The sequence below is a fragment of the Labilithrix sp. genome, from assembly GCA_019637155.1.
Taxonomy (GTDB): Bacteria; Myxococcota_A; Polyangia; order Polyangiales; family Polyangiaceae; genus Labilithrix.
This window is the reverse complement of record JAHBWE010000013.1, coordinates 72670-93232: the sequence shown is the minus strand read 5'-3', so window position 1 is coordinate 93232 and position 20563 is coordinate 72670. Positions and strand designations below refer to the sequence as shown.

20 protein-coding genes are annotated in these 20563 nt (G+C 71.7%); 11 read left to right on the top strand and 9 right to left on the bottom strand.

What is annotated here, in order from left to right; translation table 11 throughout:
• Positions 1–43: 43 nt before the first annotated feature.
• The gene (locus tag KF837_26750; protein MBX3230949.1) at positions 44–1123 is read left to right on the top strand and encodes a hypothetical protein; all 1080 of its coding nucleotides are present in this window, start codon (positions 44–46) and stop codon (positions 1121–1123) included.
• 6 nt (positions 1124–1129) lie between these two features.
• On the opposite strand, the gene KF837_26745 is transcribed toward KF837_26750, so the two are convergent.
• Complete coding sequence (locus tag KF837_26745) at positions 1130–2356, bottom strand: gliding motility protein (protein MBX3230948.1); 1227 nt, start codon at positions 2354–2356, stop codon at positions 1130–1132.
• 48 nt (positions 2357–2404) lie between these two features.
• Between KF837_26745 and KF837_26740 the strand changes: the two genes are divergently transcribed.
• From KF837_26740 to KF837_26710, 7 genes are all read left to right on the top strand, one after another.
• Positions 2405–3151, top strand: a complete 747-nt coding sequence (locus KF837_26740) for a protein tyrosine phosphatase (GenBank protein ID MBX3230947.1) — start codon at positions 2405–2407, stop codon at positions 3149–3151.
• A 5-nt stretch (positions 3152–3156) separates the two neighbouring features.
• Positions 3157–3540: a hypothetical protein gene (locus KF837_26735; GenBank protein MBX3230946.1), complete on the top strand. Its 384-nt coding sequence runs from the start codon at positions 3157–3159 to the stop codon at positions 3538–3540.
• A gap of 134 nt (positions 3541–3674) precedes the next feature.
• Positions 3675–4976, top strand: a complete 1302-nt coding sequence (locus KF837_26730) for a hypothetical protein (protein MBX3230945.1) — start codon at positions 3675–3677, stop codon at positions 4974–4976.
• 57 nt (positions 4977–5033) lie between these two features.
• A complete protein-coding gene (locus tag KF837_26725; protein MBX3230944.1) occupies positions 5034–6170 on the top strand; it encodes a flippase-like domain-containing protein in 1137 nt (378 codons plus the stop codon).
• Positions 6171–6215: 45 nt separating this feature from the next.
• The gene (locus KF837_26720; protein MBX3230943.1) at positions 6216–6665 is read left to right on the top strand and encodes a hypothetical protein; all 450 of its coding nucleotides are present in this window, start codon (positions 6216–6218) and stop codon (positions 6663–6665) included.
• A gap of 41 nt (positions 6666–6706) precedes the next feature.
• Positions 6707–7090 (top strand): hypothetical protein, encoded by a 384-nt coding sequence (locus KF837_26715; protein MBX3230942.1) that lies wholly within the window; start codon positions 6707–6709, stop codon positions 7088–7090.
• Positions 7087–8436 (top strand): hypothetical protein, encoded by a 1350-nt coding sequence (locus tag KF837_26710; GenBank protein MBX3230941.1) that lies wholly within the window; start codon positions 7087–7089, stop codon positions 8434–8436. Before KF837_26715 ends, KF837_26710 begins: the two co-directional genes overlap by 4 nt.
• Positions 8437–8459: 23 nt before the next feature.
• Here the strand turns inward: KF837_26710 and KF837_26705 are convergent, their stop codons facing one another.
• Positions 8460–8870: a hypothetical protein gene (locus KF837_26705; GenBank protein ID MBX3230940.1), complete on the bottom strand. Its 411-nt coding sequence runs from the start codon at positions 8868–8870 to the stop codon at positions 8460–8462.
• A 35-nt stretch (positions 8871–8905) separates the two neighbouring features.
• Positions 8906–9121 carry a hypothetical protein gene (locus KF837_26700; GenBank protein MBX3230939.1) on the bottom strand — a complete coding sequence of 72 codons (216 nt, stop codon included), beginning with the start codon at positions 9119–9121 and terminating at the stop codon, positions 8906–8908.
• A 29-nt stretch (positions 9122–9150) separates the two neighbouring features.
• Here KF837_26700 and KF837_26695 point away from each other — a divergent pair, with 29 nt between their 5' ends.
• Positions 9151–9975 (top strand): hypothetical protein, encoded by an 825-nt coding sequence (locus KF837_26695; GenBank protein MBX3230938.1) that lies wholly within the window; start codon positions 9151–9153, stop codon positions 9973–9975.
• 185 nt (positions 9976–10160) lie between these two features.
• Here KF837_26695 and KF837_26690 read toward each other — a convergent pair whose 3' ends face one another.
• Positions 10161–10364, bottom strand: coding sequence for a hypothetical protein (locus tag KF837_26690; GenBank protein MBX3230937.1), 204 nt, complete (start codon positions 10362–10364; stop codon positions 10161–10163).
• 112 nt (positions 10365–10476) lie between these two features.
• Positions 10477–11322, bottom strand: a complete 846-nt coding sequence (locus KF837_26685; GenBank protein MBX3230936.1) for a hypothetical protein — start codon at positions 11320–11322, stop codon at positions 10477–10479.
• A gap of 239 nt (positions 11323–11561) precedes the next feature.
• Here KF837_26685 and KF837_26680 point away from each other — a divergent pair, with 239 nt between their 5' ends.
• A complete protein-coding gene (locus KF837_26680; protein MBX3230935.1) occupies positions 11562–12755 on the top strand; it encodes a hypothetical protein in 1194 nt (397 codons plus the stop codon).
• Between the two features lie 14 nt (positions 12756–12769).
• Here KF837_26680 and KF837_26675 read toward each other — a convergent pair whose 3' ends face one another.
• From KF837_26675 to KF837_26665, 3 genes are all read right to left on the bottom strand, one after another.
• Positions 12770–12925, bottom strand: coding sequence for a hypothetical protein (locus KF837_26675; protein MBX3230934.1), 156 nt, complete (start codon positions 12923–12925; stop codon positions 12770–12772).
• A 451-nt stretch (positions 12926–13376) separates the two neighbouring features.
• Positions 13377–14534: a hypothetical protein gene (locus KF837_26670; GenBank protein MBX3230933.1), complete on the bottom strand. Its 1158-nt coding sequence runs from the start codon at positions 14532–14534 to the stop codon at positions 13377–13379.
• Positions 14535–14598: 64 nt separating this feature from the next.
• Positions 14599–17652: an AAA family ATPase gene (locus KF837_26665; protein ID MBX3230932.1), complete on the bottom strand. Its 3054-nt coding sequence runs from the start codon at positions 17650–17652 to the stop codon at positions 14599–14601.
• A 102-nt stretch (positions 17653–17754) separates the two neighbouring features.
• Between KF837_26665 and KF837_26660 the strand changes: the two genes are divergently transcribed.
• Positions 17755–19419 (top strand): hypothetical protein, encoded by a 1665-nt coding sequence (locus KF837_26660; GenBank protein ID MBX3230931.1) that lies wholly within the window; start codon positions 17755–17757, stop codon positions 19417–19419.
• 18 nt (positions 19420–19437) lie between these two features.
• Here the strand turns inward: KF837_26660 and KF837_26655 are convergent, their stop codons facing one another.
• Positions 19438–20430: an SUMF1/EgtB/PvdO family nonheme iron enzyme gene (locus KF837_26655; protein ID MBX3230930.1), complete on the bottom strand. Its 993-nt coding sequence runs from the start codon at positions 20428–20430 to the stop codon at positions 19438–19440.
• Between the last annotated feature and the right edge of the window lie 133 nt (positions 20431–20563).

The window sequence follows — 20563 nt, the reverse complement described above, 5'->3', positions numbered from 1 at the left end:
ACGACGCCGCGCGTGGCCTACGATGGCCTAGGATCCGTCGAAGATGGCAAGGTGGACGACGCTCGCGGGGACGGCGCTCCTCTCGTGCCTCTCGTGCGAGACGCCGGAGCCGCCCGAGACCGGCTCGTGGACGGCGATGGCCGACGGCGGAGAGGCCACCGCCGTTCGCGGCGCGGACGCGGCCGACTTCGCGGACGGTCGCCTCTTCGTGTGGGGAGCGAGCTACCGCCGCGGCTTCCTCTACACCGAGGCGACGGACTCGTGGCGCGCGGTGAGCACGGTCGGGCAGCCGCCGCCGCGCGCCGGGGCCTCGGTCCTCTGGGCGAACGGCCGCGTGCTGTGGTGGGGGACGACGGCGGGCAAGGTCTACGATCCGGCGACCGACACGTGGAGCGAGATGAGCGTGGAGGGCGCGCCGTCCGCACGCGAGCAGCACTCCGCGGTGTGGACCGGCGCGCGCATGATCGTGTGGGGCGGACAGAACGACGCCGATCCGCGGCACGGCTACGCGAACGACGGCGCGGTCTACGATCCTGTGCATGATACATGGACCCCGATGGCGCGCGAAGGCGCTCCCTCGGGGCGCATCCGTCACGCCACGGCGTGGTCGGGCACGAAGATGATCGTCTGGGGCGGGCAGAACGAGGCGGGCGCGCTCGGCGACGGCGCGGTCTACGATCCCGCCGCGAACCGGTGGACGCCGATCTCCGGCGTGTACGCGCCGCGCGCGCGGTTCCTGCACACCGCGACGTGGACGAAGGACGACGTGTTCATCTGGGGCGGGCGCGGCTGCGAGGAAGACGACGACGACGCGGCGTGCGAGGACGGCCGGCGCTACAACCCCGAGCTCGACCTCTGGGTCTGGGTGTCGCCGAAGGGCGGGCCCGCGACGCGGATCGCGAGCGCGGCGGTGTGGACCGGCGGCGAGGTGCTCGTCTGGGGCGGCTTCCCCGGCGACGTCACCGGCCGGCGGTGGGCGCTCGCGCGCGACGCGTGGGGACGCACCGCGACCGCGAACGCTCCGAGCGGCCGCGGCGGCGCGTTCGCCTTCTGGACGGGCGAGCGCATGCTCGTGTGGGGCGGCACCGATCGCCCGAGCACCGGCGCGTTCTACCGGCCTTGATCCCCGCTATCGCCGGAGCGACTCGCGCGCGCGGCGGGCGTCGATCGAGAACATGAAGCACTCGTACGCGTCCTTCATCGTCACGCCTTCGCGGTGGCGCGCGGCGCGGACGACGGTGCGAAACTGCAAGTAGCGCGGGCCGTCGAGGCCGAGGAGGAGCGACACGAGCGCGGGATCGCGCGGCGCGTCGAGCGTGCCGACGAGGCCGGCGGCGGAGGCGAGGACGCGCGTGACGAGCACGTCGCACGCGAGGATCGCGTTCACCGCGTCGCGCGCGGCGAGCATCGCCTCGGCCTGGCGCACGCGATCGCGCTCCGCCTCGGGGAAGAGGTCCGCGAGCGAGAACGCGGCCGCGCCGGCGGGGGGAGCGGAGGGGACGATCGGGGCCGACGACGGATCGGGGATGCGGTTCCACGAGCCCGAGTCGCGCCCGACCGGGTTCGGCTCGGAGCCCTCGCTCGTGAGGGTGCTCGCGAGCGGCCTCCGCCCGCGGTCCGGGATCGACTGCGAGATCTTCGTCGGCGCCTCGACGCCGGAGGTCTCCATCTGGCGCAGCGCCACCGCGATGCCGTCCTCGGAGATGCGCGGATCGCTCCCCGGATCCTTCGACGGACGCGCGCCCTCCGCCGTCGCCTCGATCCGGACCTTGGGATCGCGCTCGTACGCCTTCAGCACGAGGCGCGTGATGCGCTCGAGCCCCTCGAACACGCCCTCGCCCTTCGTCGCGACGGTGCCGAGCGAGGGCGCGCCGTGGTGGTTGAAGCGGCGATCGAGGTCCTCGGTCGAGAGCACGTCGGAGAGGTCGCGCTTGTTCCAGTGGAAGGTGTGGGGGACCTCCTCGATCGAGCGGTTGTGCTCGGCGAGGTTCGCGTGGAGATCGTCGAGCGACTCCTGGTTCACGTCGACGCGCCCCGCCTGCGAGTCCGCGACGAACACGACGCCGTCGGCGCCGGAGAGGACGAGCTTCCTCGTCGCCGCGTAGTAGACCTGCCCCGGGACGGTGAAGAGCTGGAGCCGCACCGCCATGCCGCGCACGCGCGGGACGCGGATCGGGAGGAAGTCGAAGTAGAGGGTGCGGTCGGTCGGCGTCGCGAGCGACACCATCTTGCCGCGATGCTCCGGCTTCGTCGCGGCGTGGATGTACTGGAGCGTCGTCGTCTTTCCTCCAAGGCCCGGTCCGTAGAAGACGAGCTTGAAGACGAGCTCCCGCGTGTGCGGGTTGACCGACGCCATCGGAGGCCGAGCTTACCATGGGTGAGTTGCGGTAGAACCCACAGAAGGATGCGAGGCTTCGTGGACCTGCATTGCCACTGGATCGCGGGGATCGACGACGGCGTGCGCGCGCCGGCGGAGGGGATCGCGCTCCTCCAGCGCCTCCACGACGCGGGCTTCGACGTGGTCTTCGCGACCCCGCACATGCGGCCCGGCATGTTCGAGAACGACCAGCGGGCGCTCATCGCTTCGTTCGAGGCGATGCGGCCGCACCTCGACGCGCACGGCGATCTCCCGGAGGTGCACCTCGCGAGCGAGCACTTCTTCGACGACACGGTCTACGCGCGCCTCGTCAAGGGCGAGGGCCTCCCCTACCCGCTCCTCGGAGAGACGGCGCGGGCGAAGCGCGGCGTGCTCGTCGAGCTCCACCCGCGCGCCTTCCCCGCCCAGCTCGCGCACCGCTTCTTCGACCTCGGTCGCGCCGGGCTCTTCCCCGTCCTCGCGCACCCCGAGCGCTACGAGCCGGTGTGGAAGGACGACGGCTGTCTCGAGCCGCTCGTCGACGCGGGCGCGCGCCTCCTCCTCGACGTCTGCGCCCTCGTCGGCAAGTACGGGCGCGCGGCGCAGCGCGCGGCGGAGAAGCTGCTCGACGAAGACGCCTACGAGGCGGCGTGCTCGGACGCGCATCGCCCCGACGACGCCGACGTGACCGCGAAGGCGATCGCGGTGCTCGAGAAGCGCGTCGGCGCGGACGAGGCGCTGCGGCTCCTCCGCGACGGACCACGCGACATCGTCGGGCTGCCGGCGCTGGGCTGACGGCGATGGCGCTCGGCATCTACCCCGTGTTCGCTCCGAAGCTGCGAGGGACGAAGGTCGAGACCCTCGGCGAGGCGCTCGCGGCGGCGCTCGGCGACCTCGAGGAGATCGCGCAGGAGTCGGAGCTCACGCCGCTCTCCGCGTTCATGGACAACCGCGAGCCGCCGGAGGACTTCGACGGCGCGCCGGAGGAGCTCGCCGAGGCGCTCGGGCCGTGGGACGAGTGGTTCGAGCCCGCCGCCGGCGTCGCCGCGCTCGAGGCCCTCGCCGCGTCGGTCGGCGATCACGAGCACGGCGACGCGCTCGCCGACGAGCTCCGCGACGTCGCGCGCGTCGTCGCCGCCGCGGCGAAGGTGCACGGCATGAAATTCCGCCTCGAGCTGGGCTGACGCCCGTTGCCTCTTTCGCGCGGACGCCTTCTGGGTAGGCGCGTTCGCAGCTTCGCGCGTAACTCGGCGGCGGGGCGCACGGGTTTCGCGGACTTGCGCCTGGTACGGCTCGAGCAGCGAGCGGGCGCATACGCTTGTATCGAATCAATCAATATTCGCCTCCTCCGCCGCCGCGCCGCGGCTGGGTCAAGGCCGCGGTCCTCGGCGCGCTCGGCATCTTCCTTCTCCTCGTCGCGGTCTCCTCCGTCGCCGCCGCCGCCGCGTTCCGGCTCGGCGCACGGCGCGCGGCTCCTCCTGCTCCCGTCGCCTCGACGAGCCCTCCTCCTCTCTCTCCGCCCGCGCCCGAGATCGAGCCCGCGCCGCTCGCCGACGAGCCCGCCCCCGCGCTCGGCACGCCCGAGGCGAGCCTGCGCGCGCGGCCGTCGTGGGGCGCGCGGCTCGAGCGTCACTCCGGCGCCGCGACGAAGGCGTACGCGCCGCAGTCGTCGCGTCCGCTCGAGGCGTTCCTCGCCGCGCAGCCGATGGGCGACGCGATCGACCGCGGCTTCGTGATCTGCCGCTTCCAGTCGTTCAACAAGGCCGACACCTTCGCCGGCGACGACCTCCACGTGCGCGCGACGTTCGGCGCGACGCGCGAGGTCGCGGCCGACGGTCCCGAGGACGGCAACCTCGGGTTCGCGAGCGCGCCGCTCGTCACGTTGCAGCGCGGCGACGCGATGCGCTTCGAGGTCTACGACCGCGACGTGTTCGGGATGACGTTGCTCTCGCGTCCGTCGGTGCGCTGGGACGGCGGGCCGTTCAACACCGTCGACGCCGGCGCGGCGATCGAGTGCCGGCAGCTCGACGGCGCCGCGCTCGCGCGCGCGGTCGCGAGCGAGGGCGCGCGCGCGGACGGCGCGGTCGCGACCCTCGCGCACGCGAAGCTCGACGGCCAGAGCCCGGACTGGGGTTATCCGGCCTACGAGACGAGCGCGGCGCACCGCGCGATCGCCGACGTCGCCGCGTTCACCGGCTGGGCGGACGCGCGCGTGACGAGGCGCATCACCGCCTTCGACGCGGCGACGGCGATCGTCGACGCGCAGCGGAGCACGGTGTTCGAGCGGCTCCACGCCGACGCGCGCCGCGACGCGACGTTCGAGGACATGGAGGTCGCGCTCGGCGACGTCACCTGCCGCGGCGACACGTGCACTGTGCACCTTTCCGTGACGAACCGAAGCAAGGAAGCGCTCCGCTTCGGCGGCTTCTTCGGACCGCGCGTGTACGTCGCGAACGCGGGCTCGGGCCCGGTCCACGCGTCGGTCGAGGCGACGGTGGAGCCGAAGACGACGGCGGAGATCGCCTTCGACGCGGAGGTCGCGCACGGGCCCGCGATCGTCGGCGTGTGCGCGCGCGGCCGCGGCTACCGCGATCGCTGCCGCCCGCTCAAGGTGCGCTGAGCGCACGGCGTGAATCGTGCTATTACGCACGGCGAGCGCTGCTCGGAAGTTCGCCGCATGTCCGACAAAACCCGAGAATCTCAAGGTTTTCTCCGAAAGAACGCGGCGAAGCTGATCGCCTCGGCGGTCATCACGGCGGGAATCCTGTTCACACTGCAGAAGGGTGGCCTCACCCTCGTCCCGAAGAACGAGGACTTCGCGCACGTCCGCTGGATCGCCCTCCCGGCGTACTTCGTGACGCTGGGCGTGATGAGCTACTTCCGCGCCGTTCGCTGGAGGTTCCTCCTCCGGTCGTTCGCCGACGTCCCGCGCAAGCGCGTGCTCGCGGTCTCGTGGATCGGCTTCGCCGCGATCCTCCTCATGCCCTTCCGCCTCGGCGAGCTCGTTCGCCCGTACATGCTGCGCGAGAAGGGCAAGCTCTCGATGTCGTCGGTGACGGGCACCGTCGTCGCCGAGCGCGTCGTCGACGGCCTCTACCTCTCCATCATCCTCGCGGTCGCGCTCATCTTCGTCCCGACGATCGATCCGCTACCAGCGAAGGTCGTCGGCCTCCCGATCAGCGTCGCGCAGGTCCGCACGAGCGGCTTCGTGATGCTCGGCGTCTTCACCGCCGCCTTCGCGACGATCGCGGTCTTCTACTTCGCGCGCGACTTCGCGCGGCGCCTCACGCTCGCGGTGTTCGGCGTCGTCTCGAAGAAGCTCGGCGAGAAGCTCGCCGCGACGGCGGAGAAGCTCGCGAACGGCCTCCACTTCCTCGGCCGCGGCCGCGACGCGGGCGGCTTCCTCGTGGAGACCACCCTCTACTGGGGCATCAACGCGTTCGGGATGTGGCTCCTCGCGTGGGGCTGCGGCGTCGTCCACGCCGACGGCACGCCGATCACGTTCGGCGAGGCGTGCGCGCTGATGGGCATGCTCGGCTGCACGATCCTCATCCCCGGCCCGCCCGGCCTCCTCGGCGTCTTCCAGGCCGGCATCTACGCGGGCATGACGATGTACTTCCCCGAGAGCGTCGTCACGAGCGCGGGCTCGGCGTACGTGTTCCTCCTCTACGCGCTGCAGCTCGTGTGGACGGTCGCCGCCGCCGCGTTCTTCCTCGTCGTCGATCGCTCCGCGCTCCGCGCCCTCACCCACACGCCGGTCCTGACGAGCGAGCCCCCGCCCGCCTCGGAAGAGGCGCCCTCCGTCAGCGCGTAGCCGGAAAACTTGGCCCGCCGCCGCGACCTGATCGATGGGTCGAGGATGCGGTTTCCCCTCTCCATCTTCGCCGGCGCGGCGATCGCCGTCCTCGGGTACTGCGCGCTGCCGGAGCCCGAAGCGAACGCGAAGGCCTCGTACGAGTCGTCGTACGGCTACGACCGCACGTGGAACGCGAGCATGCGCCTCGTCCGCGTCGACCTCGGGTTCAAGATCCAGGAGAAGGACGAGGGCGCGGGCTACTTGCTCTTCGACTACACGTCGCCGGAGAGCGGCAAGAAGGCGGTCCCCGGCTCGATCGAGCTCGTGCGCGCGAAGGACAACGGCGTCCGCGTGATCGTGCAGATCCCGCAGATGCCGACGTACCACGAGCAGGTCATGGTCGACTCGCTCCAGCGGAAGATGCGCGCGGAGTACGGCGATCCGCCGGCGAAGGCCCCGCCCTCGAGCGGCACGAAGAAGGACGTCGACGCGGGCGCCGACGCCGAGCCGTGATCGACGCACACCCGGCCGGAGATACGGGTACTCTCCGCCGCATGCGGCTCTTGCATCGCGTCGCGGCTGGCGGCGCGCTCGGCTTGTTCGGTTGGGCGGCTGCCTGCGCGAACACGGACACGACCTGCGCCGACGGCTTCACGCAGTGCGGCGCCGTCTGCTGCAAAGGGAGCTGCAACGCGAGCCAGAACGGCTGCGAGGCGCCCCCCAACTCGAGCTCGACCTCGAGCGGCATCCCCGGACGGCCGACGACCGACAAGCAGTGCGAGAGCGAGCAGGACTTCACGAAGCGGACGTACTGCGCGAGCCTCCAGCGCTGCGTGGACACCCAGGACGACGACGAGAACTGCGGGGCCTGCGGCAACGTCTGCGGGCAGGACACGAACGGCAACCAGCTCACGTGCTTCGCCGGGAGGTGCCGATGAGGCGCCGGCTCGCCGGCCTCCTCGGCCTCGGCGCGCTCGCGGTGGCGTGCGGCGCGCCTCCGACCCCGAAGGGCGCCGCGCGCGAGGGCGGCGGCGAAGCGAACCCGCTCGGTCCTTCCTACGTCCTCATCCCGCTGCCGACCGAGGACCAGACCTTGCTCGGGCGCATCCTCCCGACGATGCCGGCGCCGGGACGCTCGCTCGAGGAGACGTCGCGCGCGAACCCCTGCGCCGCGAAGCTGAGCGAGGCGCAGACGACGCCGCTCGCGAGCAGCTTCGAGGACGCGCAGGAGGTCTCCGCCTCCGCGTCCGCGAAGGCGATGCTCGGCACGTTCGGCTTCCAGGGCGACGTGAACCGCGCGACCCATTTCGTCTACAAGCTCGAGACGCAGAAGCGCGTCGGCATGCGCGACACCACCGAGTACGACCAGTGCTGCAAGGCGCAGAGCTGCGGCTACGGCTACGTCTCCGCGCTCATCTACGGCGAGGGCGAATACGCGACCGGCGAGGAGACGACCGGCTCCGCGGGCGTCTCCGTCGCCGCGGTGGCGAGCGCGTCCGGCTCCGCGAACGTCAAGATCCTGCACAAGCGCAAGGTGAAGGGCTGGCTCGCCGCGGTCGTCACCGTCACCGACGACTCGAAGAAGGCGGCCGATCCGCTCGGCCCGCTCGGGATCGCGCAGGCGGCCGGCATCACCGAGGCGACGGTCCCGGAGACGGTGAAGAACCTCTACGAGCGCGACAAGATCGCGGTGAACGGCAGCGGCGACACGTACACCTTCCGCGACGGCCGCGGCGCGACGATCAGCGAGAACGAGTTCGCGCGCCGCTACGGCGAGGTCACCGGCAACGACGAGCTCGATCCGATCCACACCCGGCGCAACAAGGGCTCGTTCTACGCCAGCGGCTCGCTCCTCGCGCTCTCGGTCGGCGCGCTCGCCTTCGGCCTCCTCAACCTGAAGCGAAACTGCACCGCCGACGACATCAGCGGCACGTTCCCCGAGGACGAGTGCAAGATCACGAGCGGCTCCTTCTCCAACGAGGCGATCGGATACGACCCGAACAAAACGCTCGAGCATCCGCCCGGCATCGCGCTCGCGACCGCCGGCGCGCTCGGCACGGTCGGCTTCGGGATCTGGTTCCTCGTCGCGGCGCTCCGCTACGACGGCAGCGACACCGACCATTACATGAACGATCGCGACGCCGTCCTCTACTCGACGAAGTACAACCGCGCCCTCCTCCGCCGCACGATCAAGCAGGTGCAGAAGACGCAGAGCACGCGCCCGCGCCTCACCCTAGAGCCGCAGATCGGCCTCGGCTCCCTCGGCCTCAGCGGCACGTTCTGACGGCGGCGAGCGCGAAAGCCCGATCACTTCCCCTCCTCCCCTCGGTCGAGCCGCGCGAGCTCGAGGGACCGCGCGAGGAGGCGCTCGAGGTCCGCGCCCTCGAGCATGCCGGCCTCCTGCACGACGAGGAGCGGCGCGCCGGCGAGGTGCGCGCGCGCGACGACGCCGTTCGTCGTGCCGGCCGGATCGGCGCCGTCGTCCACGTCCACGGCGGCGACGACGCGGGCGTCGAAGTCGGGCTCCCGAACGAGCCCCTCGGCGAGCGGCGCCCCCGGCGCGAGCGCGAGCTCGATGCGCGTCCACCACGCGTGCGTGCGGGACTCCTCCGGCCGGTAGACGAGGCGGATCACCGCGCGGCGGCCACGCACGCGACCGACCGCCCCGAAGTGCGAATACGTCGCTCCTTCGTCGAGGAGCCGAGCCGCCGCCCTCAAGACATGCAGGTACGCCACCCTCGAAGACTACTTCGTCAGCTCCAGCGCGGGGCCAACGTTCGTGACGGTGGGGCGGAGGGGCCGCGCGTGAAGACGGCGTGCCCCTCGAGCGACGTCGCGATCGCGGGGAGCTCGGGACCTTCGACCCCGTTCGTCTCGACCGCCTTCGCGTCGGGCTCGGCGCGCGAGCATCCCTTGCATCCGCTCACGAGACACACGATCAGGCCCAACCCGAGGACGCGACGCCACACGGAGCGAGAATACGCTCTAGACTGGAGAGGTGCGCCCGTCCTTGCTCCAGGCCGTGGTGGCGAGCGCGCTCGCGGCGGCGACGGCGTGCACGTTGACGACCGATCTCGGTGACTTCGCGCGCGAGGCGGAGTCGAGCCCGGACGACGCGTCGTCCCACGACGGCGCGGCCGTGGACGTGGACGCAGACGCCGAAGCCGGCGCGAACGCGGACGCAGGCGCGGACGCCGGCGAGTCGTTCTTCGACGACTTCTCGCGCCCCGCCGGAGCGCTCGGCAACGGCTGGCTCGAGAAGATCCCGGGGACGTTCGTGCTCGAGAGCGGCGCCGTTCGCAAGCCGGGGTCGACCACGAGCTACCGCGACAACATGGTCTTCCGTCCGGCGAGCGAGGACCGGCGGGACGCCGAGGCGTCGGTCGAGCTGAACGTCGCGTTGCCCGTCGATTATCCGCAGGTCTTCGTCCGCGCCCAGCGGGCCACGCTCACGAGGCCGGACGAATACGACGGTTATCTCCTTTACGTCGAAGGCGTCCGCACGACCGCGAAGCTCGGCCGGCAACGCGGCACCCCGTTCGTCGTGACGCTCGCGACGCTCAACATCACCCCGCAGCTCGAGGCCGGGCAGCGCTACCGCCTCCGGCTCGCCGCGACGGGCACGTCGCCGGTGAAGCTCGACGCGTTCGTCGAGCGCTGGAGCGGAGACGAAACGGGCTGGAGGATCGAGGCGGAAGCTCACGTCGACGACGCAGCTTCGACTCGACTCGACGCGGCGGGCGCCGTCGGCTTCGCGGCGAACGAGGCCGACATGGTGACGACGTACGACAACTTCGCCTGGCGCGCGCTCGAAGCTCCGTAGCCGGCTCCCGAATTCCTTTTTGCACCGCACGGGGGCGTTGCGTCTATGCTCCGCGGCCGAAAGGGGGGAGACATGATCTTCTCGTATGGCGCGTGGCTCGTCGTGCTCGGCGTTCTCGGAGCCGCCAATTTCATCATCGCGAAAGTCCCTAGCGCGAAGGACCTCATCGGCAGGCTCGCGCCCTATCAGGGCTGGATGGGTGTGGCGTCGGCATCTGGGAGGTCATCCAGTCGATCACCTCGATGGGCCTGATGGCGGTCAGCCCGCCCCTCGGCCTCATCTTCTGGATCGTCTTCCTCGCGAACGCGCTCCTCCAGATCGCGCTCGGCTGCCCCTTCGGCGTCGGCGTCGCGAAGACGTTCGTGAAGGATCCGCGCGGTCGAGGGCATGAACAAGCTCGTGATGAAGCTCGCGCCCTTCCAGGGGATCCTCCGCTTCCTCGCGATCGGCGTCGGCGGCGCCTTCATCGTCCTCGCCGTCCTCGTGCTCTGACGCCGGCGCTCAGCGCCACTCCGGGAAACGCCAGGCTGGATCGTGGGGGGAGCCTGGATTGGAGAGGATGCTCGCGTCGAGGGCGGGGCTCGACGTGTAGCCGTCGGGGACCGCGAGCTCGCGGTGCAAGAGGTCGCGCGCGTTCGGCGCGTTGTGAACGCGGATGCCCTCCTGACGTGGGAACGTGAGGAGCGGGACGCGGCCGCCCGCGAGCGGACGAAGGAGGAGCGACGCGTCGTCGTTCGGCGACCAGGCGACGACGACGCGCGCGCCTCGAGCGGCGGCGTCGACGAGCGCTTCGTTCGGGACGACGGCGGCGGACGCGGGCTGGAGGAGCACGAGCTGATCCCCCGCGCGAAGGAGCGGCGCCACGCGCGACGCGTCGTAGGCGCCCTGGCTGTGACCCGACACGTTCAGCCGGTGGCCCGGGTGCCCGCTCGCGTACGCGCGGACGAAGTCGCCGTCCTTCGTCGCGCGGTTCTCGAGGAGGTTCCTCACGTTGTCGAACATGTCTCGGCAGAAGCCGGTCTCGGTGCCGCTGACGTGGCAATGCACCGTCGGGCCGAGCGTGAAGCACATCGTCTTGCCCGTCTCCGAGACGCTCGGATCGCCGGCGCCGGCGGGGAAGTCGAAGCCCCGCGTCGTGACGCGAAGCGAGCACGCGAGACGCGCCGGATCGGCCTCGACGTCGACGTGCGCGCCCTGCCGCGGGACAGGGAACATCCTCAGGTTCGAATCGCTCGCGACGACCGAGGCCTCCGACTCCGCGGTCTCCGGCTCGACGCCGACGGCGCACCCGCTCGCGAGGCTCACGACGAGGGTGCCGGCGAGAATGGTCCAACGATCTCCGCGCATGCACGCCATGGCGCAAGGATCGCGCCGCCGTCACGAGCCGCGATCGCCGGCGGTCACGGCGGAGCGCGCGCGGCCCCTGGAGAGGACTCGCGTCCGCAGGATGAGCTCCCCGATCACATGAGAGGGGGATCACCCGCTCGCTCGGATCCACCTTTCGAAGCCGATTGCGCAGGCGCTCTGGGTTTCGCGGGGCTCGCCGGCTCGCGCGCGCGGAACGGTCGTTGCTGCGCACGGCGCGAATGCGCTTCGTCCTCCTCTGCCTCCTCGCCCCTGCCCTCTTCGCTTGCGGGAGCGAAGACGTCGTCGACGCGCCGAAGTCGGAGTCGGCGGCTCCGGCCGGTACCGGAGACCCGCCGCGCGGAGAGGAGCCTCCACCGCCGGCCGCGGGGCTGACGACCGATCTCGACGATCCCGCCACCGACGCGTTGTGTTACGCGCGCTCGCGTGCGCTGCCGGACGGGAGCTTCACCGCGTCCGACTTCTTCCCGATCGCGGGCGCGCTCGAGGTGACGGCGCGCGTCGACGGGGCCCGGCTCCTCCTCGACTTCCGCTGGCCCGATGAGCTCGACGCGACCGGAGGCACACGCACCGATTGGGGGAGCACGCTCTCGCTCGAAGGCGCCGGCGCGCTCGAGCCCGGCACCCCCACCAAGCTCCCGCTCTGGGACGAGGGCGTCGCCGCGCGGAGCTGCAGCGCGGAGGCGATCGCCCGTCGCCCCGGAGCGCGGCGGCTGCTCGCGTCCGACGCGGAGGTCACGATCGGCGGCCGCGACGATCGCTGGGTCTACGGCACGGTGAAGGTCGGCGCCGGCGAGCTCGCGTTCCACGCGCGGGTCGCGACGTCGCCGCTCGCCGACGAGACGACCTGCTGCCTCAAGGTGCGGCCGGTGCTCTACGTTCCGGGCCCGAAGCTCACCGACGCCGAGGTCAAGGCGCTCTGCGCGGTGCGCGACGCGAAGCCGCCGGTCGGGAGGCTCGATCCGGACCCCGAGTTCCCGTTCGGCTCCGGCGCGATCGACGTGACGGTGCACGAGACCCCGCACCCGTTCCGGCACAGCCTGCGCGTGCAGCTCCACTACCCGCACACGAAGGGCAAGCTCGAGGACGGCTCGCCGTCCGAGAGCACGAGCTGGTTCGACTGGTACTTCTCCGAGCGGTCCGACGATCCGATGCCGGCGCGCTTCGTGCCCGGCCGCTACGAGGACGCGAACGCGTTCGCGGCGTCCGGCGGCCAGACGTGCTCGCGCGAGAGCGGGGGCGGCGGGAGCGGCACGATCCAGATCTCGAAGCTCGCCCTCGTCGTCGAGAAGCGCGAGGGCGATCGGATCGAAGGCGCGATCGAGCTGCCCGACGAGACGGGCACCGTGCGCCGGCTCCGGTTCGCGACGGTGGTGAATCCATCGTACGGCGTCCCGCTCTGCTGCCTCGACTGAGCACTATGGAGCGCTCAATCGACGGAGGACCGCGCCATGACGCCGTCATAACCAACTTGCCAGAACGACCATGGGTCACTCCAGCCGACGCCGGCGACGAATCCCGGCAGGGCCGCGCCCGCCGACGGGAAGCGCGCGTCCTCGCGAAACGCGCCGATGGAGGCGCGCACGAGCGCGCGTGAGCCGAGGTTGGTAGTAGCCGAGCGACTCGAGGCTGAGCATCGCCACGATCCGGTCGCCGCGCTCCTTGCAGGCACGTGCATAGTGCAAGCTCCCCATCGTCGGGTTCCAGAAGTGGGGCGGCCGTCCGTGAGCACCGGGAGCGCGCCGCGGTGGCTCTTCCCGGGCATCACCGTCATCCACGCGCCGAACACACCCACGAGGACGACGAGCGCCGGATAAAACACGACCCGAGCCTTCGCCCGCCGCGACCACTTCACCCCGCGAGCGTACCGCAGCACTCCGCGCTCTTCCTCGCGCGAGGGAGGCGCGGCCTCGACGTCCAGCTCGAACGCTACGGAAGCCGCGACGATCGACGAGCGGGGCTCGACGCGCGGAGGTGCGTCTGCTCCATCTCGACGTGCCGGCGCACGCGAGCGGACGTGGCTTCGACTGAAGACGTTAGTCCTGCTTCGCGCAGGACCAGGGGCCGGGCGGACACGGCTTCGGCGGCTCTTGGACGTGCGGACGCGGCGGGTCGACCCGCCGCGGCGGCGGCTCGATCACGGGCGGCGGTGGATGACTCTCGATCGGCTTGACGTCGATGTGAACGTCGCGGTGCTCGCTCGAGCCGGCAGGCTGCGTCCGGACCTCGTTCATCCGCCGCCAGCCCTCCTCGCTGCTCGCCGCCTGCCGCTCGGCCTCGGCTCGTGCCGCCTCCGCGGCCTGGTACGCGTCGAGGTCGGCCTGGACACGACGGCGCGCTTGCTCGAGCGCCGCGCGACGACGCTGCTCCTCCCGCTGCCGCTCCCGCTGCTTGCGGGCGCGCTCGTCGGCGGCGTGCTGGCGCGCCCGTTCGTCCCACTCACGAAATGTCTCGGCGTGGTGGAGCAGCCCGCTGCACCCGTAGTCGGTCTTCCCCTCCTCACACAGGGCGAGCTGCCACGCGTCGCGAAACGTGAAGCTCGAACGCGTCCGCGGCGGCGAGGGAAAGGGGGAGTTGTTCCGCGCGTGACGGGCGAGGTCTTCGTCGCTGTAGCACTCGTTGAACGTCTCCTCGTCGCAGCCGCGCCGGAGCAAGCGCCCCGCCACCTCCGGGATCGCGGCCATCGCCGCCGCCGCGAGGCAGTCCTCTCGCTCGCCGAAGTCGGTGCAACGGCACGACACGAGCTTGCCGTCCACGCATCGACTCTCGGGCTTGGAGCTGGACGCGGCGTCGTTCGAGGCGCACGGCGTGGCGCCGCCGACGCTTCGACACGTGATCGCCTCGAATTCGTCCGAGCCCGCGACGACGGCGGACGAGGGGCTCGCCGCGCACGCGCAGCTGCTCGCCTCTCCGAGGACGCAAGCACGCGAATGAAGGCGCGTGTAGTCGGCGCACGTGACGACGAGCTCACCCGTGCGCGCGAGCGCTCCGCAGCTGCGCGCGGAGCCCTCCTGATCACGCCGTACCTCGTACGTCTCTCCCGACGTGTGCCGGCCCCACGCGTAACAGTCGGTCTCGAGCTCGACGTGCGCGTCCGCCCGACTCTTCTTGGGGTGGTCGGCCTCGCGTGCTCCGCAGGAACAGACCATGGCGAACGCGAGCCCGGCACGCCACCGCAGAGCGCTCGACGTCATCGAGCAACGACAGCAGATCCACGCGTCGCCCACAAGGCGCCGCTCTGCCTCGTCTCTCCTACGACTACGACGCGGTCTTCCGTCCTCGTGGCTCGTAGGCGCAGAAGGTGCCGGTGCGGATCGCCCAATCGAGGTGGCGGCCGAGGTCGGGCTCCTGCTGCCCGATCTTCTTGATCGCCTCGCGCACGCGGCGTTGCACCGTGATGCGCGCGCGTTCGGCGGCGGAGCCGACGCGGCGCGCGCGGCCGCCGAGGCCGACCGCGCTCGAGAGCTGCTGGACGAGCATGTCGAGCTCGCGGCGCGCGCGGTCGGCGCGTCCGACGTCCGCCGAGCGATCCGCGTCGTCGATCTCCGCGCGGAGATCGGCGATGCGCTTCTGATAGGCCTCGCGCGCCTTCGCGTCGAAGACCTCGCCCGCGTCGCCGCGATCGACGACGTTCTCGTCATCGGGCTCCGACGCGAGATCGAGCACGTGCATCTCGCGGCCGGGCTCCTCCACGAGGCGCACGAGCATCGGCAGGCCGCGAACGGAGCGGAGGCGCGTCGTCCGTCCGTCGCATCGAACGATGACGTCGTTCCCCTCCACCCGAAGCGTGAACTCGAGGCGCGGCGGCGGCTGCTGCGCGGCGGCCGGAGCGCGCACCTCCGTCACGCCCGTCGTGTCCGAGAGCGCTTCGCGGCGCGCGCGGTGGACCCACGCTTCGTTCGCGGTCGCGCCCGATCGTCGCGCGAGCGCGAGCGCCGCGTCGAAGGCGGCGCCGGCCTCGTCGCGCCGTCCGAGCCGCGCGAGGAGCGAGCCGACGAGCACGTCGTACGGTGGCCCGCACGTGAAACCGAAGGGTCCCCACGCCGTGTTGCGTCCGCGCGCCGGCTCGAGCTCCGCGAGGAGCTGCGGGAAGCGGGCCGCGTCGTCGCAACGGAGCGCGACGTCGGCGATCGTCGCGCGCATCATCGGGGCGAGCATGCGCTTGCCGTCGCCGATGCCCGCGAGCGCCTCCTTCGCGCGCGACGCTTCGCCCGCGCGGGCGTGGAGGACGGCTTGCGCGAGCGCGTGATGCTGCGCGGGCTCCGGCATCCGCCCCATCGCGCGGAGCACCTCGGGCATGTGCGCGCGGAGACCGTCGAGGTCTTCTCGCGCGAGGAGCATCCAGAACCGGTGCATGGCGACGACGTGCGCGGCGTTCACGTCGAGGCCCTCCTGGCCGATCGCGGTCGCCTCCTCGATCGACTCGTCGCAGACCGTGAAGGCCCCGCGCGGCATCGCGAGCATCGAGCGCAAGAGCGGCGTCTGCCACAGGTAGCGAGGATGCCCGACCCGCGCCGCGAGCTCGGCGCGCGCTTCGATCACCGACTCCGCTTCGGCAAAATCGCCTATTTCGATATAGTCCGTCGCGAGGCGCGTGAGGCCGCGCAGCTCGACGACGCCGTCGTCGAGCGTGCGCGCGTCTCGAACGAGCTGCCGCGAGACCGGGATCCGATCGAGCGGCGGCGCGAAGTCCGTGAGCGCCGATCCTGCCGCGAGCGCGATCTCGGCGCGCACGCGCGGGTCGTCGATCGACTCCGCGAGCGTCATCGCTTCGCGCGCCATCGCGACCGGCTCCTCCGGCGTCGTGCTCGGCTGCAGCGCCGCGGCGAGCCTCGCCAGGAGGCGCGCGCGCAAGTCGGCGTGCTCGCCCGCCGCATCGTCGAGGCGCGCGAGCGCGGCCCGCAGCCCTTCGACGAGCTCGCTCCGCACCTGGCCGAACACGAGCTCCGCGCCCTGGCCGAGCGCGGCGCGCGCGATGAGCCCCGGATCGCCCGTCGTGGCGGCGCGGCGGCTCGCTTCGTGGAAGACCTGGCGTCCGCGCGCGAGCGAGCCCGCGTCCGTCGCGGCCCAGCCGAGCGCGAGCAAGAGCTCCACCCGCTCCGGCTCGGACGCCGGGAGGCCCTCGACCGCGACGATCGTCTGCTCGAGGAGCGCGACCGCGTCGTCGGGGGCGAGCCGAGCGCGGGCGTGCGCGGCGGCGGCGATCGAGGCGCGAATGACCTCGCCGGCGGAGACGAGCGGGACGGCGGCCAAGTGGTGATGGGCCGCGAGCGCGGGCTCCGCGACGCGCGCGATGGCGCGATGAAGCTCGCGCCGCCGGGGCGCCGGGATGCGCGCGTAGAAGGCGTCGCGCACGAGCGCGTGCGAGAAGAGGTACGCGCCGTCGTCGCAGCGGCGGAGGACGCCGCGCGTCGACACGTCGTCGAGCCGGCGAACGACGTCGGCGAGCGCCGCGTTCGTCGAGCTCGCGAGCACGGCGGGGACGACGCGCCGGCCGAAGACGCTGGCCGCGTCGAGGAGCGACGTCGTCGTCTCGTCGAGGCCGTCGATGCGCGACGTGATGACGGCCAACACGCCCGGCGCCGCCCACGAGCCGCGCTGATCGAGCATGCGGAGGGCTTCGGCGACGAACAGCGGGTTGCCGTCCGTCTTCGTGACGAGCTCGCTCGTGAGCGCCTCGTCCGCGCGCCCGACGTGCTCGGCGACGAGCTTCGCGACGTCCTCGGAGGCGAGCGCGGCCAACGTGAGGTGGCTCGCTTCGCGGCCCATGCGCGCGATGACGTTCGCGACGGGAGGACGTTGGGCCTCGAGGTCGCGCAGCGTCCCGATGATCGCGATGCGGCGCCCGCGCAGGCCGCGCGCGACGAAGTGCAAGAGCTCGAGGGACGGCACGTCGGCGGCGTGGAGGTCGTCGAAGACGAGGAGGAGCGGAGACGCGCGAGACCGCTCGCGGAGGAAGGCGAGGACACGTTCGAAGAGGACGAACCGCTCGCGCGCGGAGTCCGCGACGACACCTTCGCCGTGGGTCGCGCGATGGGCGTCGAGGCTCGGCGCCCCCGACGCCTCGCCTCCGAGCGCCTCGAGCACCTCGACCCACGGATAGAACGCGGGCGCGCCGCCGGTCTCCCACGCGCGTCCCCAAGCAACGGAAATTCCGCGCGAAGTCGCCAGCTTGGCGACCTCGTCGGCGAGGCGGGTCTTTCCGATGCCTGGCTCGCCCACGACGAGGTGGAGGGCCCCGCGTCCCTGGCAGGCGGACTCGCACGCCTCCGCGAGCTTTTTTACTTCCCGCTCCCTCCCCAGGAAGAGCACACGAGAATCCTAGCGAAATTCGCCGCGCGAAGGCGAGCGCCAACGCCGACCGGAACAATGTACCGGTCGATCGTCACGCCTTCGAATCAGGAGGCACGCCCCGTGAGCCAGAAAATGAGCGTCGAAGCCGAGTGGAACCATCCCAACGTCGTGGGGAGGGCGTTCTCGCTGCCTCTCGCGCTGGTCTTCGCCGCGGCGGCCCTCGGGATCGGCTGCACGATCACCACCGACGGCGGCGGCGCAACGACCCCCGACGCGTCCGCCGACGGCGGACCCGGACCGGGACCTGGCCCCGGACCTGGACCCGGACCCGGACCGGATGGGGGCCCGGAGTCGCCGATCGTGCGCACGCTCGTCTATCACCACCTCACCGCCGGCGAGAACGGCGGCCTCGACGAATCGAAGGACATCGCCTTCAGCCGCGACGGCAACGTCGGCCTCTACGACGAGAACGACACCGGCGGCTACCGGCCGACGGTCGTTCGTTCGGACGGCACGGGCCGGCGCGCGCTCGACGCGGTGCCCGACGCGGGATGGATCGACATGACGGCGCTCAACGACGACGGCACGCTCGCGGCGTACACGACCAGCTCGCTGCTCATCAACGGCGTCGCGTCGCCGGCGCGCGTGACCGGGCCGGCCATCAGTCAGACGCGCTCGTGGTCGCGGTTCGCGAGGGACCCGGAGAACGCGAGCAAGTGGCGGGTCTATTTCACGACGAACGCGGCGTGGGAGAATCACGAGCGCGGGATCTACTCGATCGGCTCCGACGGCGCGGACGTGAGGTCGGTCCTGACGCTCGCCCAGGCCGCGACCTTGCTCGGCGTCCCCGAGAGCGAGCTCGCGCCGAAGGGACCCCTGCGCCGCGGCTTCGACGTGTCGGCCGACGGCAAGCGCGTCGTGTCGGTCTGGTCGGCGGGCTACTGCACGCAGACGGGCCAGAAGGACTACATCGTCGCGTCGTCGGTCGACGGCTCTCTGCCGCCGAAGCTCCTGCTCGGTCCGATCACGACCGAGTGCGGCGTCTCGAAGCTCGCGATCAGCGGCGACGGCAACACGGTCGCCTACTTGATCGAGACGGGACCTGGCTTGCGCGGCCTCACGGCCGTCGGCTTCGACGGCGCCGGGAAACGCGACCTGACCGTCTTCTCCGGGAGCCTCGACACCAACTGGGGCCTGAGCGACGACGGGAAGCTCGTGGTGGCCGGCTACAAGATGCATCGCACCGACGGGAGCGGCTCGTTCGACCTCGCCGTGGGCGGCGGCTTCTTCTCGAACGATCCCTCGTCCGCGATCGAGCTCCACCTCGGCGTCCTGAACGGCGCGGGGAACCGCGTGTTCTACGCCGACAAGAACGCGGGCCCTGCGCGCGCCGCGCTCCTCGAGATCGACCCCGCGACCACCGGCGCCGCCCCGACCGTCACGGAGCCGACCATCGCGCCGGCGTCGGTCCCCGTCGACGGCTCGGCGAGCGCGACGATCACGGCGAAGGTCACCGTCGCGGGCGGCGCGAAGCCGGTCCGCGTCGGCGCGGCCGTCCTCGCGGACGGCGCGCGCGACGACAAGATGACCGAGGTCGTCCTCCACGACGACGGCACGCACGGCGACGCCGACGCGAACGACGGCATCTACACGAGCAACGAGGTGACGGCGATGTCGGGAGCGACGACGGGCGACCGCACGATTCGCATCCGCGCGACGGTCATCGACGCCGCGACGAAGGCGCACTCCACCGTCGTCGAGTACCGCGGCCTCACCGTCCGCTGAACCGCGCGGGGTGTCGTGTCAGCTGCCGACGGAGGAGGCCGGTGCGGGGGTCTTCGTGCTCGGGGCCGAGGTGCCGCCGGTCGGCTTCGCGTCCGCGGACGGGGCGGCGTTCGGGACGTCGGAGCAGCAGCGGAAGCCGATCTGGTAGAACGAGAAGCCCTCGGAGTGGATGGTCGTCTCGGGGCGGCAGCGGTCGCGGACCGGGCCCCAGTAACCGCCCTTGAGGCCGCTCTTGTACGGGACGCCGCTCTCGTTGACGACCCACTCGTCGACGTTGCCGGTCATGTCCATGACGCCGTACGGGCTCACGCACGACGGGCGCGAGCCGCTCGCCTCGCCCTGCCAGAGGCGCTTCGCCTCCGCCTCGCGCACCTTCGGGTCGGAGGAGCCGAGCGCCTTCTCGTTCACGTCCGGATGCGGCTTGTCGATGTTGCACGCCTCCGAGTTGCGGTCGTAGCCGTACGGGTACGGGAGACGCTCCTGGCCCTCGCACGCGAGCGTCCACTCGCTGTCGCCGCAGAGGCGCTTGCCGGCGCCGGCGCAGGCGTCGCGCGCCTCGTACCACGTCTTCATGACGACGGGATCGACGCCGGCCTTGTTCGGCCACTCGTACTTGTCGATGCAGAAGTGCTTCTTCGTCGTCTTGCCCTGGCACTTCGACGTCGGCGCGAACTCGGCGCAGCGACGCGGGAACACGCCCTCGGGATCGATGTACCGCGTGCACTTCTGCTCGACCTCGGCGCAGTAGTCGCCCTCGACTTCGAGCATCCCCTCGCCGCACGCGCCGCTCGTGCCGATCTCCGGCGCCGCGATCGCCTTCAGGCCCGCGTTCGCGAGCGCGGCGGGCTCCGCGTCGTCGCTGTTGCCATTGCCGTTCGTGCTCGCGTTCGCGTTCGCGTTCGTGAGCGCCAACGCAGCCGTCGGCTCGCTCTCGACCGCGTTGCGCGGAGACGTGAGAGCGAAGAGCACACCGGCGATGAAGAGAGCTGAGCCAAGCTTCGCGCGATTCATGAGTCGTCCGCCTTCCCCGAACACTTCCATAAGCAAGCACCTCGCCAACACGAGCGCGCTCCACGCGGTGAAGCGCCGGCGCGAAGCGCGCACGCGAAACGCGCTACAAACACGCCATCTTCAGACACGTAGG

What these genes read in the sequence shown, in the direction of transcription:
- KF837_26745 (MBX3230948.1), bottom strand. Translation starts at nt 2,356, where the DNA reads ATGGCGTCGGTCAACCCGCACACGCGGGAGCTCGTCTTCAAGCTCGTC.
- KF837_26720 (MBX3230943.1), top strand. Translation starts at nt 6,216, where the DNA reads ATGCGGTTTCCCCTCTCCATCTTCGCCGGCGCGGCGATCGCCGTCCTC.
- KF837_26715 (MBX3230942.1), top strand. Translation starts at nt 6,707, where the DNA reads ATGCGGCTCTTGCATCGCGTCGCGGCTGGCGGCGCGCTCGGCTTGTTC.
- KF837_26670 (MBX3230933.1), bottom strand. Translation starts at nt 14,534, where the DNA reads ATGACGTCGAGCGCTCTGCGGTGGCGTGCCGGGCTCGCGTTCGCCATG.
- KF837_26685 (MBX3230936.1), bottom strand. Translation starts at nt 11,322, where the DNA reads ATGCGCGGAGATCGTTGGACCATTCTCGCCGGCACCCTCGTCGTGAGC.
- KF837_26725 (MBX3230944.1), top strand. Translation starts at nt 5,034, where the DNA reads ATGTCCGACAAAACCCGAGAATCTCAAGGTTTTCTCCGAAAGAACGCG.
- KF837_26740 (MBX3230947.1), top strand. Translation starts at nt 2,405, where the DNA reads ATGCGAGGCTTCGTGGACCTGCATTGCCACTGGATCGCGGGGATCGAC.
- KF837_26655 (MBX3230930.1), bottom strand. Translation starts at nt 20,430, where the DNA reads ATGAATCGCGCGAAGCTTGGCTCAGCTCTCTTCATCGCCGGTGTGCTC.
- KF837_26680 (MBX3230935.1), top strand. Translation starts at nt 11,562, where the DNA reads ATGCGCTTCGTCCTCCTCTGCCTCCTCGCCCCTGCCCTCTTCGCTTGC.
- KF837_26710 (MBX3230941.1), top strand. Translation starts at nt 7,087, where the DNA reads ATGAGGCGCCGGCTCGCCGGCCTCCTCGGCCTCGGCGCGCTCGCGGTG.
- KF837_26735 (MBX3230946.1), top strand. Translation starts at nt 3,157, where the DNA reads ATGGCGCTCGGCATCTACCCCGTGTTCGCTCCGAAGCTGCGAGGGACG.
- KF837_26750 (MBX3230949.1), top strand. Translation starts at nt 44, where the DNA reads ATGGCAAGGTGGACGACGCTCGCGGGGACGGCGCTCCTCTCGTGCCTC.
- KF837_26690 (MBX3230937.1), bottom strand. Translation starts at nt 10,364, where the DNA reads ATGCCCTCGACCGCGCGGATCCTTCACGAACGTCTTCGCGACGCCGAC.